The organism is Streptomyces phaeolivaceus, from assembly GCF_009184865.1.
In the GTDB taxonomy this organism is placed as follows: Bacteria; Actinomycetota; Actinomycetes; order Streptomycetales; family Streptomycetaceae; genus Streptomyces; species Streptomyces phaeolivaceus.
The window spans coordinates 4967239-4985329 of record NZ_CP045096.1 but is presented as its reverse complement, the minus strand read 5'-3'; the positions used below and the strand labels follow the sequence as shown (position 1 = coordinate 4985329).

At 70.1% G+C, this 18091-nt stretch carries 15 protein-coding genes, 1 tRNA gene and 1 pseudogene; 6 read left to right on the top strand and 11 right to left on the bottom strand.

Going from position 1 to position 18091, the window contains the following annotated elements; translation table 11 throughout:
- Positions 1–109: 109 nt before the first annotated feature.
- The 6 genes and pseudogenes from F9278_RS23535 to F9278_RS23510 all read right to left on the bottom strand — a co-directional run.
- Positions 110–334, bottom strand: a pseudogene (locus tag F9278_RS23535) (LLM class flavin-dependent oxidoreductase); the annotation flags it as partial.
- 36 nt (positions 335–370) lie between these two features.
- Positions 371–919, bottom strand: coding sequence for an RNA 2'-phosphotransferase (locus F9278_RS23530; RefSeq protein WP_152170092.1), 549 nt, complete (start codon positions 917–919; stop codon positions 371–373).
- 123 nt (positions 920–1042) lie between these two features.
- Positions 1043–1990 carry a MerR family transcriptional regulator gene (locus F9278_RS23525; protein WP_152170091.1) on the bottom strand — a complete coding sequence of 316 codons (948 nt, stop codon included), beginning with the start codon at positions 1988–1990 and terminating at the stop codon, positions 1043–1045.
- A gap of 68 nt (positions 1991–2058) precedes the next feature.
- Positions 2059–2979 (bottom strand): metal-dependent hydrolase, encoded by a 921-nt coding sequence (locus F9278_RS23520; RefSeq protein WP_152170090.1) that lies wholly within the window; start codon positions 2977–2979, stop codon positions 2059–2061.
- Positions 2976–4760 carry an SDR family oxidoreductase gene (locus F9278_RS23515; RefSeq protein ID WP_152170089.1) on the bottom strand — a complete coding sequence of 595 codons (1785 nt, stop codon included), beginning with the start codon at positions 4758–4760 and terminating at the stop codon, positions 2976–2978. The genes F9278_RS23520 and F9278_RS23515 overlap by 4 nt, the downstream gene beginning before the upstream one ends.
- Positions 4757–5605 (bottom strand): M24 family metallopeptidase, encoded by an 849-nt coding sequence (locus F9278_RS23510; RefSeq protein WP_152170088.1) that lies wholly within the window; start codon positions 5603–5605, stop codon positions 4757–4759. The genes F9278_RS23515 and F9278_RS23510 overlap by 4 nt, the downstream gene beginning before the upstream one ends.
- Positions 5606–5956: 351 nt before the next feature.
- Here F9278_RS23510 and F9278_RS23505 point away from each other — a divergent pair, with 351 nt between their 5' ends.
- From F9278_RS23505 to F9278_RS23480, 6 genes are all read left to right on the top strand, one after another.
- A complete protein-coding gene (locus F9278_RS23505; RefSeq protein WP_152174078.1) occupies positions 5957–6946 on the top strand; it encodes an ABC transporter ATP-binding protein in 990 nt (329 codons plus the stop codon).
- Positions 6936–7871 carry an ABC transporter permease subunit gene (locus F9278_RS23500; RefSeq protein WP_152170087.1) on the top strand — a complete coding sequence of 312 codons (936 nt, stop codon included), beginning with the start codon at positions 6936–6938 and terminating at the stop codon, positions 7869–7871. The genes F9278_RS23505 and F9278_RS23500 overlap by 11 nt, the downstream gene beginning before the upstream one ends.
- The gene (locus F9278_RS23495; RefSeq protein ID WP_086752611.1) at positions 7868–8779 is read left to right on the top strand and encodes an ABC transporter ATP-binding protein; all 912 of its coding nucleotides are present in this window, start codon (positions 7868–7870) and stop codon (positions 8777–8779) included. The genes F9278_RS23500 and F9278_RS23495 overlap by 4 nt, the downstream gene beginning before the upstream one ends.
- A 10-nt stretch (positions 8780–8789) precedes the next feature.
- Positions 8790–9509: an ABC transporter permease gene (locus F9278_RS23490; protein ID WP_033530701.1), complete on the top strand. Its 720-nt coding sequence runs from the start codon at positions 8790–8792 to the stop codon at positions 9507–9509.
- A 178-nt stretch (positions 9510–9687) separates the two neighbouring features.
- Positions 9688–9942, top strand: a complete 255-nt coding sequence (locus F9278_RS23485) for an SGM_3592 family protein (protein ID WP_193241604.1) — start codon at positions 9688–9690, stop codon at positions 9940–9942.
- 283 nt (positions 9943–10225) lie between these two features.
- Positions 10226–10309 (top strand) — tRNA-Ser (locus F9278_RS23480).
- Positions 10310–10583: 274 nt separating this feature from the next.
- Here F9278_RS23480 and F9278_RS23475 read toward each other — a convergent pair.
- The 5 genes from F9278_RS23475 to F9278_RS23455 form a co-directional block, all read right to left on the bottom strand.
- Positions 10584–11414 (bottom strand): HAD family hydrolase, encoded by an 831-nt coding sequence (locus F9278_RS23475; protein ID WP_152174076.1) that lies wholly within the window; start codon positions 11412–11414, stop codon positions 10584–10586.
- 62 nt (positions 11415–11476) lie between these two features.
- A complete protein-coding gene (gene serS / locus F9278_RS23470) occupies positions 11477–12754 on the bottom strand; it encodes a serine--tRNA ligase (protein ID WP_152170086.1) in 1278 nt (425 codons plus the stop codon).
- Positions 12755–13439: 685 nt separating this feature from the next.
- Positions 13440–14375 carry a prephenate dehydratase gene (pheA, locus tag F9278_RS23465; RefSeq protein WP_152170085.1) on the bottom strand — a complete coding sequence of 312 codons (936 nt, stop codon included), beginning with the start codon at positions 14373–14375 and terminating at the stop codon, positions 13440–13442.
- Between the two features lie 119 nt (positions 14376–14494).
- The gene (gene efeB, locus F9278_RS23460; protein ID WP_152170084.1) at positions 14495–15922 is read right to left on the bottom strand and encodes an iron uptake transporter deferrochelatase/peroxidase subunit; all 1428 of its coding nucleotides are present in this window, start codon (positions 15920–15922) and stop codon (positions 14495–14497) included.
- A gap of 8 nt (positions 15923–15930) precedes the next feature.
- Complete coding sequence (locus F9278_RS23455; protein WP_226966888.1) at positions 15931–18051, bottom strand: copper resistance CopC/CopD family protein; 2121 nt, start codon at positions 18049–18051, stop codon at positions 15931–15933.
- Between the last annotated feature and the right edge of the window lie 40 nt (positions 18052–18091).

The window sequence follows — 18091 nt, the reverse complement described above, 5'->3', positions numbered from 1 at the left end:
AGATGGGATTTTGCCCCTCAGGCTTGGCGGTGGTCAGCTCTGTGCACGGGTCCCCCCATCGTGGCTGTGTTTTCGCAGGTCACAAGGTGATGTGCGAAAAAGGCTTGACTGAGGTCACGAGGGTGCCGAGGCGAAGCCGGTCGGTGACGGCGGCGGCCGCGGTCAGGGTCGGCACGGCGCCGAACCACGGCCCGTCCCGGAAGGTCCGCCACGACAGGTGGTCGTACGTGAACGCGGTGTGGAAACCGAGCTGCTCGGCCCGCTGCCACATGTCACGGCCGCCCTCGTGCCAGCGGAGGTACGGCAGGATCACGGTGCTCAGACGCAGACTCATACATCGAGCGTAAGGGCAGTGGTCGGGTGGTCCCGCTCAGCGCGACTCCGGGAACCGCAGGTACTCGGGCGGGACCGACTCGGTCAGCCACACCCCGTTGGCGCTGACGCGGAAGACATGGCCGTCCCGGTGCATGGCGCCCGCGTCCACGGAGAGCACGACGGGGCGGCCCCGGCGGGCGCCGACGCGGGTGGCCGTGTCGCGATCGGGTGAGAGGTGCACATCGTGGCGGTTCATGGCACGCAGGCCCTCGGCGCGGATCGCGCCCAGGTAGGCAGCCACGGTGCCGTGGTAGAGGTACTGCGGAGGGGTCGTCGGGGGCAGGCCGAGGTCGACCTCGACGGTGTGGCCCTGGCTGGCGCGGATCCGGTCGCCCTCGACGGCGAAGCGCCGCTTGTCGTTGGCCTCGACCACATGGTCGAGCTCCGCCCTGGTGAAGGGGAAGCCGTGGGCGGTCGCCGCCGCGATGAGCGTGTCGATCCCGACCCAGCCGCCCTCGTCGAGGGTGAGCCCGATCCGCTCCGGCTGGTGCCGGAGGTGTTTCGAGAGGTACTTCGACACTCTCACGGTACGTCGTTCGTTCATCCCGCCAGCGTGCCTGGCGAGACCCGCGTCACGCACTTGATTTTGATCCGGATGTTTGATCCACAGCCAAGTCGAGTTATCCACAGGCTAATTGGAGATTCTGTGGACAACCGGCCGACCAATTCAGGGTGATTGGTCAACTTTGTCACTATCGCGCGCATTTGCTGTGAGCCTGTCCAAGGTCCGCGACTTCACCTCTCGTTCGGCCGCCGCCGCGATGAACTCGGATGCGTGTTCCGGACCAACCAGCTTCTCCACGGCCCGCATTGTGGAGACCGGGAGCCTTACGGCACACGACTCCTCCGGGGGTTCGGGGGGTGTGTCGGAGTCGAGGTGACGGCGCAGCTGTCTCGTGGCGAACAGTCGCATCGCACGGGCGAGTTCGGCGTCCACCGTCTGCTGGGCCAGAGGGCGCAGACGTCGTACGAGTGTTGCCGCCTCGACCGCGTCGGCCTCGGTCGGTGGCTGGTGCCGCCCGATATAGCGGGCGAACACATGCTCGGTGGTGAACTCCAGGAAACGGGTGGCGATGTGCTCGACCTGGCCTCTCAACTCCCGTAGATGACCGGCGATCGCGGACAGCGGTACCCCGGCCTCGTGCAACTCGGCTGCCACGGCCAGCTCCTGGGGGCTCGGCACGAGGAACAGGTCCTCCTCGCCCGGCACCTGCTCCAGCACGCCCAGCTCGACGGCGTCCGCCACCGCCGCCGCGTCGGGAGCACCGCCGAACCGCTCGACCAGTTCGGCCCGCGAGATGCGTACGCCCTCCTCGTCGGTCCATGGTCCGTCGACCTCCGCGGCCAGGCCGAGCACCCCGCCGAGGCCGCGGCCGGTGTCCCAGGCCTCCAGCAACTCCTTGATGGAGGCCAGGGTGTAGCCGCGGTCGAGGAGGTCGGCGATCTGGCGCAGCCTGGTCAGATGCGTGTCCGCGTACACGTTCGCCCGCCCGCGCCGCACGGGGCGGGGGAGCAGCCCGCGGTCCTGGTAGGCGCGGATCGTCCGGACCGTGGCGCCGCTGCGGTGCGCCAGATCCTCGATGCGGTACACGGCTCCGGCCGGTTCGTCGTTCACGGTCCTTGATCCTCCCTCTGCCGCCGCGCTGCCACGTTGCCGTGCTGTCTGTCCGTCGGTGCCTATGCCTATGCCGCTCGTCCGTCCCGGTCCGTCGAGGCGCGTGCGGCGGGCGAACGCGCCAGATAGTCGACCGCCCTGCGCAGTGATCCCTCCTGCGACGGGTGGTAGGAGCGGCGCAGATAGCGGGGAACGGCCGCGCCGAGCTCCTTCCACGGGGGCAACAGGCCCTTGCGCACCGCCCGGTTGTGCGCGCCGAGCGAGTAACGCAGGCGTCCGGCGAGCTTCGGATCACGACGTATGAGGTACGCGGCACCCCAGGCCCACAGGTAGAGCATCATCGGCGCCGTGACCGCCATCCCTGTGACCCGGTGGGCGTAGCGGGCGCGGCCCCGGCCGCCGCAGTGCTGGAACATGTCGAAGGCCACCGCGCGGTGTTCGACCTCCTCGGCGCCGTGCCAGCGCAGCAGATCGAGCATGACCTCGTCGGACCCGGCCCGGTCGAGCCCCTCGGCGGTCAGCACCCAGTCGCCGAGCACCGCCGTGAACTGCTCGATCGCCGCGATCACCGACAGCCGGAAGCGCAGCCACTCCTGAGGCGGAACGGGCGCTCGCAGGGGAGGCGCCTCGCCGAGAAGCTTCTCGAAGAGGAAGTCGACGTGTCTGGTGAAGTCCGCGGTGGCGAGTCGCTGCGCCGCGAGGTGGTTCAGCACATACGCGTGCTGCACGCTGTGGGTCGCCTCCTGACCCATGAACCCCTTGACGTCCTTCAGCAGTTCGGGGTCTCCGACCAGGGGCAGTCCCTCCTTGAAGACCTTCACGAACCACCGCTCCCCCGCCGGCAGCAGCAGATGCAGCACATTGATGACATGGGTGGCGGTGGGCTCGTCGGGGATCCAGTGCAGCGGCGTCCTCTCCCAGTCGAAGGAGACTCTGCGCGGGGTGATCACGTGGTGCCCCTTCTCGTCCGGCTCGTCCTGGGGGCTCACAGGGGCGGCTCCAGTCGGGCGAGCGCGCGCAGCGCTCGCGGGGTGAACCGGGACATGAAGCGGCCGCCGTGGGCCTCCGGGGTGACGGGGACGACCGCCTGGTTCCGGACGACCGCGCGCAGGACGGCGTCCGCGACCTTCTCCGGCGGGTAGTTCCGCAGCCCGTACAGCTTCGAGGCCTTCCGCTGCCGGCGTTTCTCCTCCTCGGCGTCGACGCCGGCGAAGCGCGCGGTCGAGGTGATGTTGGTCTTGACGATGCCGGGGCAGATCGCCGTCACCCCGATGCCCTGACCGGCCAGCTCCGCGCGCAGGCACTCGCTCAGCATCAGGACGGCCGCCTTGGAGGTGCTGTACGCGGGCAGTGACCTGGAGGGCAGATACGCGGCGGCCGAGGCGGTGTTGACGATGTGGCCGCCCTGCCCGCGCTCGGCCATCTGCCTGCCGAACAGCCGACAGCCGTGGATCACGCCCCACAGGTTGACGTCGAGGACCTTCCGCCAGTCCTCGGGGGTGGTGTCGAGGAAGGACCCCGACAGCCCGATGCCCGCGTTGTTCACCAGCACGTCGACCACGCCGTATGTCGTGGCGACCTTCTCGGCGAGCTTCTCCATGGCCTGCTCGTCCGAGACGTCCACCGCCTCGGCCCAGGCCTCGGGCGCGCCTATCAGCTGGGACAACTCCGCGGTGCGGGCCGCTCCTTCGGCGTCCAGATCGACGGCGACGACGCGGGCGCCGGCCTCGGCGAAGGCGAAGGCCGTGGCCCGGCCGATGCCGCCGGCCGCGCCGGTGACCAGCACCAACTGCCCGCCGAACCGGTCGGTGTACTTCCCGGTGGCCACCGGTGCGGGCCGACCGCCCTCGGTCGCCGTGACGAACTCGGTGATCCAGGCCGTCAGCTGATCGGGACGCGTGCGCGGGATCCAGTGCTTGGCGGGCAGGGTGCGCCGGGTGAGCTGCGGTGCCCACGACTCCAGATCGTCGTAGAGCCGCTCGGAGAGGAACTGGTCCCCCAGGGGCGTGATGAGCTGCACGGGCGCGTGGGCGTACGCGTCGTCACGGGGGCGGGACAGACGAGCCCGGATGTTGTCCCGGTACAGCCACGCCCCGTGGGCGGCGTCCGTGGGCAGCGACGGGCTGGGGTAGTCGCCCCGGGGCAGCTTCTCGGCCCGTCGCACCAGAGCCGGCCACTGCTTGCCGAGAGGGCCGCGCCAGGCGAATTCGGGCAGGACGGGCGTGTGCAGCGCGTAGATGTACCAGGACTTGGCGCCCTGGCCGAGGAGTTGACCGATCCGGCGCGGGGTCGGGCGCTTCACCCGCCGTTTGATCCAGTGCCCCATGTGGTCGAGCGAAGGACCGGACATCGAGGTGAAGGACGCGATGCGGCCCTCGGTGCGCTCGACGGTCGCGAACTCCCAGCCCTGCACGGAACCCCAGTCGTGCCCCACCAGGTGGACGGGCCGGTCGGGGCTGACCGCGTCCACGACCGCGAGGAAGTCGTCCGTCAGCTTCTCCAGCGTGAATCCGCCGCGCAACGGCTTCGGCGCGGTCGACCCGCCGTGGCCGCGCACGTCGTACAGCACCACGTGGAAGCGCTCCGCGAGCCGTACGGCGACCTCGGACCAGACCTCCTTGGTGTCGGGGTAGCCGTGCACGAGCAGCACCGTCGGCTGTCCGGGGTCGCCCAGCTCGGCGACGCACAACTCGACCCCGTCCGCGCGCACCCGGCGCTCCCGTGCGCCCTTGAGCGTCACCGCATCCGTCACGTCTGTCCTTTCGGTCATCGGTACTTCTCCTCCGTCCAGCGCCGGACGTGCGGCAGATCGTCGTCCAGCCAGAACGCGCTCTCCTCGGTGTCCTTGGAGTCGGTGACGACCAAGATCTCCTCGAACTTCACGCCGGTGCCCCGGGATCCGAGGTGCGGCTCGACGGCCCACAGCCCCGGTCGCGGCGGGTGGTCGGAGAACCGGTGCGGCGACCACAGGGGCGACCAGCCGTCCCGGTGGCCCCGCAGAGCGTCGCCGGCCAAGCCCTTCAACGCCTGCGTACCGAACCCGAACACATGGGGTGACCAGCGGCGTTCATTCACCCGGTCCACCTTGTGGGCGATGACGCCGAAGGGGTAGGCGCGATGCCGGTTGGCGTATCCCTGGCGGACCATGAGCCGGTCCACGTCCTGGTAGATCTCGCGCAGTGATCTGTGCTCGCGCACCTCGCGCAGGATCAGCTCGCGGTGCGCCCGGAGGTCCGTCATCAGCCTGTCGTGCAGTGGGCTCGGCCCGAGGCAGCCCGAGTAACCGATGTCCGCCGTATGTCCCTTGTATATGGGGGCCATGTCGAGGATGAACGGCATACCCGCTTCGAGGCGGCGGTCGGTGGGGAAGAACTGCAGCGGCACACGGAAGTTCACGAACGCCGTGCGGTCGCCGAACCAGGCGAACGGCAGGTGGAACCAGTCCCGCACGCCGCGCTCGCGCAGCCAGTGGCGCTGCATCCGCGCCGCGTCGCGCTCGGTCACGCCCGGCCTCAGCTGGGCCGCGACCGCTTCCGCGCACTCGTACGCGAGGGTCTGGACCTGCCTGAACCCCCGCAGTTCCGCGGTGAGTCCCACTGTCGGTGCCGAGGTCATGTCACTGCCCCACCTGTCTCCATCGGCTACGGTCCGTGTTCGCAATGTGACATCAATGAATGTGACAGTGATTGGCGGCTGCGTCAATGGGGGTGCGTGCGGGCTGTGGAAAACCGCTGGGCCCCAAGACAGCCGTGAACACGGGCACGAAACGGCGGCGCCGGTCGTTCCCCCCACGACGGCCGCCGCCGCGCGGCCCGGCTGCGTCGGATCGTTCGACCTCAGGGTGACCCCTAGGGGGACCGGCGGTGGAGACCCCCTACGGGCCCGTACGACTCGAGAGTGACGCCGAGACAGCTCTGCGGGGTGACGACCACGGCGGTCCGCGCCCCTAATGTCTAAATCGTGACTGTGATCGCGACCGAAAGCCTGAGCAAGCGGTTCCCGAGGGTGACCGCTCTTGACCGGCTCTCCGTGGACATCGGACCCGGTGTGACGGGACTCGTCGGTGCCAATGGCGCCGGCAAGTCCACACTGATCAAAATCCTGCTGGGTCTGTCCCCCGCCTCGGAGGGCCGGGCCGAGGTGCTCGGCCTGGACGTCGCCACCAAGGGCGGCACCATTCGCGAGCGCGTGGGGTACATGCCGGAGCACGACTGCCTGCCACCCGACGTCTCGGCCACCGAGTTCGTCGTGCACATGGCGCGCATGTCCGGGCTCCCGCCGACCGCCGCGCGCGAGCGCACCGCGGACACCCTGCGCCACGTCGGCCTGTACGAGGAGCGGTACCGCCCGATAGGCGGCTACTCCACGGGCATGAAACAGCGGGTGAAGCTCGCCCAGGCCCTGGTGCACGACCCGCAGCTGGTCTTCCTGGACGAGCCGACCAACGGCCTGGACCCGGTCGGCCGGGACGAGATGCTCGGCCTGATCCGCCGCATCCACACCGACTTCGGCATCTCGGTCCTGGTCACCTCCCATCTGCTCGGTGAGTTGGAGCGCACTTGCGACCACGTCGTCGTGGTCGACGGCGGCAAGCTTCTGCGGTCCAGCTCCACCCGGGACTTCACCCAGAACACGGCGACCCTCGCCATCGAGGTCACCGACAGCGACGAGCACCCCGACGGCACCGGCGCGCTGCGCGCGGCGCTCCACGCGCGCGGAGTGACCGTCGCCGACGGCAGCGGCCTCCCGGGCGCCGGACACATCCTGCTGCTCACCGCCCAGGGTGAGGAGACCTACGACCTGGTCCGCGACGTCGTCGCCGACCTGGGACTCGGCCTGGTCCGCATGGAGCAGCGCAGGCACCAGATCGCCGAGGTCTTCCAGGACAACGACGAGCAGGCGGGCACGCGGAGCGCCCAGGACGCAGGAAAGGAGGCGGTCGGCCATGGCGGTTGAGCAGCACGGCGCCCAGGCACCGGCCCTCGCCGGACAGCCCGCTCGCACGGGCGAGCAGAGCCGCATCCACAACATCGGATACCGCTCGTACGACGGCCCCCGCCTCGGCCGCGCCTACGCCCGTCGCTCGCTGTACTCGCAGTCCCTGCGTGGCGCCTACGGACTGGGCCGCTCGGCCAAGTCCAAGGTGCTGCCCATGCTGCTGTTCGCGGTGATGTGCGTACCGGCGGCGATCATGGTGGCGGTCGCGGTCGCCACCCAGGCCAACGACCTGCCCATCAAGTACACCGACTACGCGGTCATCATGCAGGCCGTGATCGGCCTGTACGTCGCCTCCCAGGCACCGCAGTCCGTCTCGCGCGACCTGCGTTTCAAGACCGTCCCGCTGTACTTCTCCCGCCCGATCGAGACCGCCGACTACGTTCGCGCGAAGTTCGCGGCACTGACCTCGGCGCTCTTCATCCTGACCGCGGTGCCCCTGCTCGTGCTCTATGTGGGCGCGCTGCTGGCCAAGCTCGACTTCACCGACCAGACCAAGGGATTGGCACAGGGACTGGTGTCCGTGGCACTGCTGTCGCTCCTGTTCGCCGGCATCGGGCTGGTGATCTCGGCGGTCACCCCGCGCCGCGGCTTCGGCATCGCGGCCGTCATCGCCGTACTGACCATCTCCTACGGGGCGGTGTCCGTCGTCCAGGCCATCGCCAATGAACAGAGCAGCTCGGACGCGGTGCCGTGGCTCGGCTTCTTCTCGCCCATCACCCTGATAGACGGTGTACAGACCGCCTTCCTGGGCGCTGCCTCCGCCTTCCCCGGCGGCCACGGGCCCTCCAGCGGTCAGGGAGTGCTCTACCTCCTCGTCGTCCTGGGTCTCATCGCCGGCTGCTACGGCCTGCTGATGCGCCGCTACCGAAAGGTCGGGCTGTGACCACCCTCAACATCGACCACGTCTCACGCTGGTTCGGCAACGTGGTGGCGGTCAACGACGTCACCATGACCATCGGCCCCGGTGTGACCGGACTGCTCGGCCCGAACGGCGCCGGCAAGTCCACCCTCATCAACATGATGGGCGGCTTCCTCGCCCCCTCGACGGGCTCCGTCACCCTCGACGGCACGCCGGTGTGGCGCAACGAGCAGATCTACAAGCACATCGGCATCGTCCCCGAGCGCGAGGCGATGTACGACTTCCTCACGGGCCGCGAATTCGTCGTCGCCAATGCCGAGTTGCACGGCCTGGGAGCCAAGGCCGCTCAGCGGGCGCTCGCCACGGTGGAGATGGAGTACGCGCAGGACCGCAAGATCTCGACGTACTCCAAGGGCATGCGCCAGCGCGTGAAGATGGCGTCCGCCCTGGTCCACGAACCGTCCCTGCTCCTGCTGGACGAGCCGTTCAACGGCATGGACCCGCGTCAGCGCATGCAGCTCATGGACCTGCTGCGGCGCATGGGCGACGAGGGTCGCACGGTGCTGTTCTCGTCCCACATCCTCGAAGAGGTCGAGCAGTTGGCGGCGCATATCGAGGTGATCGTCGCCGGACGGCACGCGGCGAGCGGTGACTTCCGGCGCATCCGCCGTCTGATGACCGACCGCCCGCACCGCTATCTGGTGCGTTCCAGCGACGACCGGGCACTGGCCGCCGCGCTGATCGCCGATCCGTCGACCGCGGGGATCGAAGTGGATCTGGCCGAGGGCGCGTTGCGTATCCAGGCCGTCGACTTCGGCCGGTTCACGGCCCTGTTGCCGAGGGTGGCCCGGGACCACGGCATCCGACTGCTCACGGTCTCGCCGTCGGACGAGTCCCTCGAGTCCGTCTTCTCGTATCTCGTCGCGGCGTAGGAGGCCGAAGATGTACGACCCCACAGTCGCCCGGCTCACCTATCGGGCCCTGCTAGGCCGCCGTCGGGCCCTCATACTGAGTGCCCTGCCCGCCCTGCTGATCGTGCTCTCCGTGGCAGTGCGCGCCCTGAGTGGCGCCGACGATCAGGTGGCCGCGGATCTCCTCGGGGGGTTCGCGCTCGCCACGATGGTGCCGATCATCGGCGTCATCGCGGGAACGGGTGCGATCGGGCCGGAGATCGACGACGGTTCCGTGGTGTATCTGCTGGCCAAGCCGGTGAAACGGCCGACGATCATCTTCACCAAGCTGATCGTGGCGATCGCGGTGACCATGGCGTTCTCGGCCGTACCGACACTGATCGCCGGCCTCATCCTGAACGGCAACGGACAGCAGATCGCCGTCGCCTACACGGTGGCGGCCCTGGTCGCCTCGATCGCGTACGCGGCGATGTTCCTGCTCCTCGGGACGGTCACCCGCCACGCGGTCGTCTTCGGGCTCGTCTACGCACTCGTCTGGGAGACCCTCTTCGGGTCCCTGGTGGACGGGGCACGCACACTCAGCGTCCAGCAGTGGGCGCTCGCCGTCGCCCAGAAGGTCACCGACGGCGGGCTGGTGACCTCCGACGTGGGGCTGCCGACCGCGGTGGTGCTGCTGACGGTGGTCACGGCAGGCGCGACCTGGTACGCGGGACAGAAGCTGCGCACGCTGAAGCTGGCCGGCGAGGAGTGACGGAGCCCTCCGGGGTGCCGAGCCCCGGAGGGCGGAGGGTCCCCGTCCTTTGATCGGACGGGTGATCTTGACGGGGGCTTCACCTGCGTCCCGGCAGACTGGACGGAGGGGAGACGAGGGGCAAACGCGGCCAGGAGGGCTGCCAGAGGAAGGCGGCCGGGAGGCAGGAGGCACGGGGATGGCAGCGGAGGGTTCGTCCGACGGCGGTGAGGCGCGGGGCGCGGGGCCCGACGGCGAGGGTGTCTGGGACGACATCGTTCTGGACGAGGACTTCATACGGTCCGCCGGGACGGCCGAACCGTCGGCGCGGGCCCGGATGCTCGCGGCACGCTGGCGGCGGCAGGCCCCCGAGCCCGAGCCCTGGCGCTCGGAGGAGCCGCCCGCCGGGTGGTTCTTCAGCAAGGCGCGACGCCGCAGGCGGCGCCGCCGGTGACCGCCCCGCGCGGCGAGCCTCGCGGACGGATATTCGGTGGCGGGCAACTCGGCTGCCGGGCACAGTGGTTGATGTCCAGGTCGCCGGATCGAGTCGGCGCCACGTTCTGGGAGAGGAGCCCGGCGATGCCGTCCTTCAGGCGCGGTACGTCGAGTTCCCGGCAGGGCAGCCCACGGCGGGCTCCGGAGTAGTTACCCCTCCGTCGAGTCCGTCGCCCCCATCGGGGAGCTGTCCGGGGCGGCCGCTTCGAGCACGCGAATCGCTTCGCGTGGGCCGCCCACCCGGAGGATTGGCCGAGTGGTAAGGCACCGGCTTGCTAAGCCGTGGTCGGGTTTTGCCCGCGCACGTTCGATTCGTGCATCCTCCGCCGGTTCGCTGTCGCTGTGACTTGGCCGGGTTGTGGCCAAGGGAGTGGAGAGAGGCTCTCGGGGTGGGGTGCACCTCGGGGTCGGAATTCAGGTGCCCGGCGGTTGGGTCGGGCGAGGTTCGTTTCGCTTGCCGGCGCTTGCCGGGTGCCGTCTGCGCCCACCCGTGCCGCCCCAGCGGCACGACTGCCCGCAGAGGGGACAGGGACAACAGGGACACGGACGGGGGCCGGGACACGTACAGGCCCAGAGATGGAGCGGGGGCGCCCGGGGTGTCTAGCCCAGTAGGCGTTCAAGTACCTCGGCGATGCCGTCGGTCTCGTTGGAGGAGGTCACCTCGTCGGCGATGGCTTTGAGGTCGAGGTGGGCGTTGGCCATGGCTACGCCGTGGGTGGCCCAGTTGAACATGGGGATGTCGTTGGGCATGTCGCCGAAGGCGATGGTGTCGGTGCGCTTGGCGCCGAGGCGGCGGGCGGCGAGAGAGAGGCCGGTGGCCTTGGTGAGGCCGAGAGGCAGGAGTTCGACGATGCCCTCGCCGGCCATGGCGACCGTGACGAAGCCGCCGGCGGCCTGACGGGAGGCTTCGGTGAGCTCGTCGGAGGTCAGCGTGGGGTGCTGTATGTAGATCTTGTTGAGCGGGGCCGCCCAGAGGTCGGACACGTCCGTGAGCGGGGTGCTCGGGAGCGCGCCGTGCAGGGCGTAGCCGGCACCGACGAGCACCTCGCCCTCCAGGCCCGCGCGGCTGGCGGCCAGATGCAGCGGGCCGACCTCCGCCTCGATCTTGGCCAGGGCCACGGCGGCGAGCTGGCGGTCCAGGGTGACGGCCGTGAGCAGACGGTTCTCCCCGGCGTCGTAGACCTGCGCGCCCTGACCGCAGACGGCCAGTCCCCGGTAGCCGAGGTCGTCGAGGATGGGGCGGGTCCAGGGGACGGCCCGGCCGGTGACGACGATATGGGCCGCGCCCGCCGCGGTGGCCGCGGCGAGCGCCTCACGGGTGCGCCGGGAGACCGAGTCGTCGGAACGCAGGAGCGTGCCGTCGAGGTCGGTCGCGATCAGCTTGTACGGGAAGCCCGACGGCGACCCCGGGTCTGAGCCCGAGTTGGTCACGGACGCGTCGGGGACCGTCGTCTTCCCGGAGTCCACGGGACCCCCGGTGGCAGCCGCTTCGCTCACTTGGCTACCGGCTCCAGCACCTCGCGGCCACCCAGGTACGGGCGCAGGACCTCAGGGACACGGACGGAGCCGTCGGCCTGCTGGTGGTTCTCCAGGATCGCCACGATCGTGCGCGGGACGGCGCAGAGCGTGCCGTTCAGCGTGGCCAGCGGCTTGACCTGCTTGCCGTCACGCACGCGGATCTGCAGACGGCGCGACTGGTACTCCGTGCAGTCCGACGTCGAGGTCAGCTCGCGGTACTTGCCCTGGGTCGGGATCCACGCCTCGCAGTCGAACTTGCGCGAGGCCGAGGAGCCGAGGTCGGCGGAGGCCACGTCGATGACCCGGAAGGGCAGTTCGAGCGAGGTCAGCCACTGCTTCTCCCAGTCCAGCAGGCGCTGGTGCTCCGCCTGCGAGTCCTCCGGGGCGACGTACGAGAACATCTCGACCTTGTCGAACTGGTGGACGCGGAAGATGCCCCGGGTGTCCTTGCCGTGCGAACCGGCCTCGCGGCGGAAGCAGGGGGAGAAGCCCGCGTAGCGCAGGGGGAGACGGTCGGCGTCGATGATCTCGTCCATGTGGTACGCCGCCAGCGCGACCTCGGACGTGCCGACCAGGTACAGGTCGTCCTTGTCGAGGTGGTAGACGTCCTGCGCGGCCTGGCCGAGGAAGCCGGTGCCGGCCATCGACTGCGGGCGGACCAGCGCCGGGGTCAGCATCGGCGTGAAGCCGGCCGCGGTGGCCTGGGCGATCGCGGCGTTGACCAGGGCGAGTTCGAGGAGGGCGCCGATGCCCGTCAGGAAGTAGAAGCGCGAACCGGAGACCTTGGCGCCGCGCTCGGTGTCGATGGCACCGAGGATCGTGCCGAGCTCCAGGTGGTCCTTCGGCTCGAAGCCCTCGGCGGTGAAGTCGCGGATCTCGCCGTGCGTCTCCAGCGTGACGAAGTCCTCCTCGCCGCCGACGGGGACGTCGGGGTGGACGAGGTTGCCGAGCTGGAGGAGGAGTTCCTGGGTCTCGGTGTCGGCCGCGTCGCGCTCGGCGTCGGCGACCTTGACGTCGGCCGAGAGCTGGCTCGCCCTCTTCAGCAGCTCGGCCTTCTCGTCGGCCGAGGCCTTGGGGATGAGCTTGCCGAGCGACTTCTGCTCGGCACGCAGCTCGTCGAAGCGGACGCCGGAGGACCTGCGCCGCTCGTCGGCGGACAGGAGGGAGTCGACGAGCGCGACGTCCTCTCCACGGGCGCGCTGGGACGCGCGCACACGGTCGGGGTCCTCACGGAGCAGGCGAAGGTCAATCACCCCACAAGGCTACCGGTGCGTGGTTCCGGCCCACGACTTGAATTCACCCAGTGCCTCTTCTGTGTTGATTTGCCCTGAATGTCTCTAACGGTGGCGGAGCGTGACGAGTGGATCCGTGTGGTGAACATGCCCTGGTGAAAGTCAATGAATTGCGGGTCGAACCCCTGAAAGGGGGTGTGGATGTGGCGCCTGGTTGACTCGACTCCCTTGTTGCGTACGGGACTTGGGGGTCGGTCGTCCACAGGGATCCATGGTGCCGAAAAGTTATCCACAGGCTGTGTGAAAGATCTGTGGACTACGGGGAAGATCATTCGGAAAGTCGGGCGCCGAGTTGAGGATTCCCGAGTCAAACCGCCTTCACGCCCACTTTCGAGTGGATTCGCGGGTAAATGGGTCGCTCTAAAGGATTGACGGCAGGAAACACATGGACGAAGGGTGACCCACGGGGTTGTGGACACAGCGGGGGTCGCGAAGGGGATTTGTCGACTGAGCGGCCCTGTGGTGTCGACTTGTCCCCAGGTCGAGAAGCCGCCCTGTGGATAACTTCTGTGGACAAAGAAAATAAGCAGGTAGGACTGGCGGCGGGTCGGTCGGCCGACAGGCCGACAGGCACGCCGGCCAACCAGAGCCAGAGATGCCAGGGCGGCCCGTCCTGGAACCGGCCGCCCCAGAGCTGATGACCGCCCTAGAACCGACCGTCCTGGCAGCGGGCCACCCAGTCCGCCGCGGCGACGAACTCCGTGTCGGAGGTGCCCGGCAGCGTGGGCCGGACCTTCGCGGTGGCGGCGTCCGCACGCGGGTACGAACCGAGGTAGCGGACCTGGAGGCAGATCCTCTTGAGGCCCATCAGCGCCTCGGCCACCCGGCGGTCGGAGATATGGCCCTCCGCGTCGATCGCGAAGCAGTAGTTGCCGATGCCCTCACCGGTCGGGCGGGACTGCAGCAGCATGAGGTTGACGCCGCGGACGGCGAACTCGCCGAGCAGATCGCGCAGTCCACCGGGGTGGTCGTCGCGCTGCCAGATGACGACGGAGGTCTTGTCGGAGCCGGTCGGGGCGGCGGGCCGGGCCGGGCGGCCGACCAGGACGAACCTGGTCTGGGCGTTCTCCGCGTCGTGGATCTCGGTCTGCAGCGGCTCCAGGCCGTACCGCGAGGCCGCGAACTCACCGGCGAAGGCGGCGTCGTAGCGGCCCTCCTGCACTAGGCGTGCGCCGTCGGCGTTCGAGGCGGCGGACTCCCAGACGACGTCGGACGGGAGGTTGGCCTTCATCCAGTTGCGGACCTGCGGCTGGGCTGCCGGGTGCGCGGTGACCGTCTTGATGTCCGAGAGCTTGGTGCCCGGCCGTACCAGCAGCGCGAAGGTGATCGAGAGGAGCACCTCGCGGTAGATCATCAGTGGGGCGCCGGCGACCAGCTCGTCGAGCGTGGTCGTGATGCCGCCCTCCACGGAGTTCTCGATCGGGACGAACGCGGCCTCGGCCTCGCCGTTGCGGACGGCGTCGAGTGCGGCGGGCACGGACACCATCGGGACGAGCTCGCGGGTCGCGGACTCCGGCAGCGTGCGCAGGGCGACCTCGGTGAAGGTGCCCTCGGGGCCGAGGTACACGTAGCTGGCTGGCATGGCCTCACCCTAATGGGCCCAGGGCGGCCTGGCGCACGCGTCTCGCCCACACCACCCCTGAGGGCGATGCACGGCCCTGGGGGCGCCCTCACGCCTCCTCCAGGCCGGGAGACCGGCGGTCAGCCCTCCAGCAGCCCCTGCCCCACATACTCCCCCTCTCCCGCGCCCCCCGGCACCGCGAACAGGCCGCTCGACTCGTGGCGGATGAACTTCGACAGGGCGTCACCGCGGTCCAGCTTGCGCTGGACGGTGACGAAGCCGCGGAGGGGATCGGCCTGCCAGCAGACGAAGAGGAGACCGGCGTCGGGCACCCCCTTCGCGTCGATGCCGTCGTGGAAGGAGAACGGGCGGCGGAGCATCGCCGCGCCCCCGTTCTGGTCGGGGCGGGTGATCCGGGCGTGCGCGTTGATCGGGACGAGGAGATTGCCCTGGGCGTCGGTCTTCTCCAGGTCCATCGCGGTCGTCTCGATCGCCTTCGCGCCCCCGCTCAGCGGCGCGCCGTCGGACTTCCGGCGCCCGATGACGTCCTCCTGCGCCTTGACCGAGAGCTGCTCCCAGTCGTCGAGGAGCATACGGATGCGGCGTACGACGGCGTAGGAGCCGTTCGCCATCCACGCCGGGTCGCCGGAGGTGTCCGGTGAGGCGTTCGCCGGTACGAAGATCCGCTCGTCGAAGTCGGACTCGGCCGGCTTCGGGTTGCGGGTGCCGTCGATCTGGCCCATCAGATTGCGTGCCGTCATGGGGTGGGCCGTGGCGCCCGGTGAACGGTTGAAGCCGTTCATCTGCCATCGCACCCGGGCCGCACCGCCCGCGTCCTTCTGGACCGCGCGCAGGGCGTGGAAGGCGACGAGCGCGTCGTCCGCCCCGATCTGCACCCACAGATCGCCGTTGCTGCGCGTCTTGTCGAGCTGGTCCGAGGAGAAGTCGGGCAGCGGGTCCAGGGATTCGGGGCGCTGTTTCTCCAGGCCGGTACGGGCGAAGAAGCTGTGCCCGAAGCCGAAGGTGACGGTCAGCGACGACGGTCCCGCGTCACGGGCGATGTCCGTGTCGTCCTGACCCGCCGCCTCGCCCGCCATCAGCCGCCGGGCCGTCTCCGACCAGCGGCGCAGCAGAGCGACGGCCTCCTTGCGCCCCGAACCGGCGGCCAGGTCGAACGCGACGAGGTGGCCACGGGCCTGGAGCGGCGTGGTGATCCCCGGCTGATGTTTCACGTGAAACATCACCTCCCCCGCACCCAGGGAGGACAGCGGGGTGACCTTCTCGGCCGAGGAGGACGAGGAGGCGGACCCGGCCGCGTAGCCCGCCCCACCGCCCGCCGCGCCCAGGGCGAGGCCGGTGGCCCCGGCGGTCCCCAGCAGACGGCGCCGGGAGATCGGGCCTTCCCCGGGGTTCCCGGGTGAGGTGTCGCGCTCTCGCCCCAGCCCGGAACCGCCGGACGGTGACCGCGATCCCTTTGTGGTCGTCCGCGCGGGAGCCGTACGGTCGGCACCGCCCCGCCCCCCTTTAGGAGCGGCGGGGCCGTCTTCGACGAGGTTCTGGTCAGCCATGGTGTGTTTCAGCCGATCTTCGCGTTCTTGCTGACGGTCACCTGGTCGATCTCAGATGTCCGTACGGTGATCTCGATCTTCCAGTCGCCCGCCATGGGGATCTGCACGCCGCCGGCCGTCCAGTGACCGGTGGTGACGCGGTCGGGGACCACGGGCAGCGGGCCGATCTTCTTGGTCTCCAGGGTGAAGGCGACCTTCACCTCGGGGACGTCGAAGGGCTTGCCGTCGGAGCTCTGGACATAGACGTGCATCTCGTTGGCGCCGACGCGCGCGGGGTCGATCTGCAGCCGGGCCACGCCCTGGCCGTTCTTGCCCCCGGTGTCGAACGACATGTCCAGCGCCAGCGCCCCCGACGTCTCGTCCTCCTGAGTCGCGGCGGCCTTGGCCGCGTTGGCCTCCTCCACCGTGCGCCCCGGTTCGGTGGCCGTCAGCACCGTCGTGACGGCGAGCAGTACGACGGCGACGCCGGCCTCCGCCAGCACCGACCGGCGCAGCCCCGTACGGCCCGGATCGGCGTTCCGTATCCGCTTCTCCCGCGCGCTCGCCATGGCAGCCCGCTGCCGTGCGAGCTGAGCGGCACGCTCGGAACCGCCATCGGCCGCGCGTCCGGAGCCTCCGGCGCTCGCGTGTGCGGCCGCAGGCTCCTTCTCCTCCGCCGCTTCCGGTTCCGGCTCCGTCGCGGCCGGCGCTTCCGCCAGCTGCAAGGTCCAGCGGCGCGAGATCCACGCGATCCCGACGAGCACCGCGACCAGGCCGATCTTCACGAGGAGCAACTGCCCGTACGCCGTGCCGGTCAGCGCGGACCAGGTGCCGACCTGGCGCCAGGACTGGTAGATCCCGGTCGCGGTCAGGACGAGCACGCTGCCGAACGCGACCCGGGAGAACCGTCGTACGGCCGCGGCTTCGATCGGCGCGTCGGCGGGCGCCCGGAACAGCGCCACGAGCAGGGTCGCCAGGCCGCCCAGCCAGGTGGCGACCGCCAGCAGATGCAGGACGTCGAGCGGCATCGAGATGCCCGTCTGGATGCCGGTCGAGGCGTGCTCGGCCATCGCCCAGCTCGCGGCGAGACCGGCGGAGACCACGCCCCCGCCGATGGCCAGCCCGAAGGTGAGGTCCCGGTGGTGGGAGTCCTCGTCGGCCCCGTCGTCCTCGGCGTCCTCGTCGTCCCGGTCGGAGCCCGTGCCCGAGCCCGTGCCCGCGTCGGACCGTGTGCCGGAGCCCTTCCCGGCGTGCTCGGACGTGCCCGCACGACCCCGAGTCCGAGAAGTCTCCTCGGCTCCATCGGCTCCATCGGCACCCTCGCCGGTCGAGCCGCCGGCCTCCTCGGCGCTCTCCTCCTCGCCGTCGCTCTCGTCCTCGTCCTCGTCCTCGATCTCGTCCCGTCGCGTGTACGCACCGAAGAGCACCGCGATGAAGAGCGCGGCAGCGGCGAGGAGCAGCAGGCGGGAGACGAGGGCGGCGCCCGTCTTCGTCTGGAGGACCTGGCTGAGGAGACCGAGGTCGAAGATGTCGCCGAGCTTGCCGGAGCCGGCGTACGAGCCGCGCATGAGCAGCATCGCGAGGGTGGCGGTGGCCAGCGCGAGCCAGCCGGAGACCACCAGCCGCTGCACGGGCCGTACCCCGGCACCGCGCTGCCAGCAGGCCAGCACGAAGGCCGCGCCACCGACCAGCAGGATGAACCCGGCGTACGACAGGTAGCGCGCGAACCCGTAGAGACCGCCGACGATCCCGCCGCCGGCCTCGTTCTCGGGTACCGCGACCGTCGTCTTGGAGGGAGCCCCCACGGAGAAGGTGAAGGCCCCGGAGACGGGGTGGCTGTCCGCCGAGACGACCTGGTAGGTGACGGTGAACGTGCCGTCGGGCAGGCCGGAGTGCAGCCCGACCGCGTAGCTGTTGCCGCCCAGGTCGGTGACCTCGCCGGTGTCGGCCTCCTTGCCCTTGGGGTCGTACACCCGCACCGAGCCGTCGGACATCGCGACGTTCTCGGAGAAGGTGAGCGACACCTGGTCCGGTGCCTCCTTGACCACCGACCCCTGCTGAGGGTCGCTGCCGGTCAGCGCGGCGTGCGCGGAGACGGGCACGGCACCGGCGAGCAGCGCTCCGACGGTGGCGAGCAACAGCAACAGCAACGGCCTCAGGAATGGCCTCAGCGCGGGCCTCAACGACGGC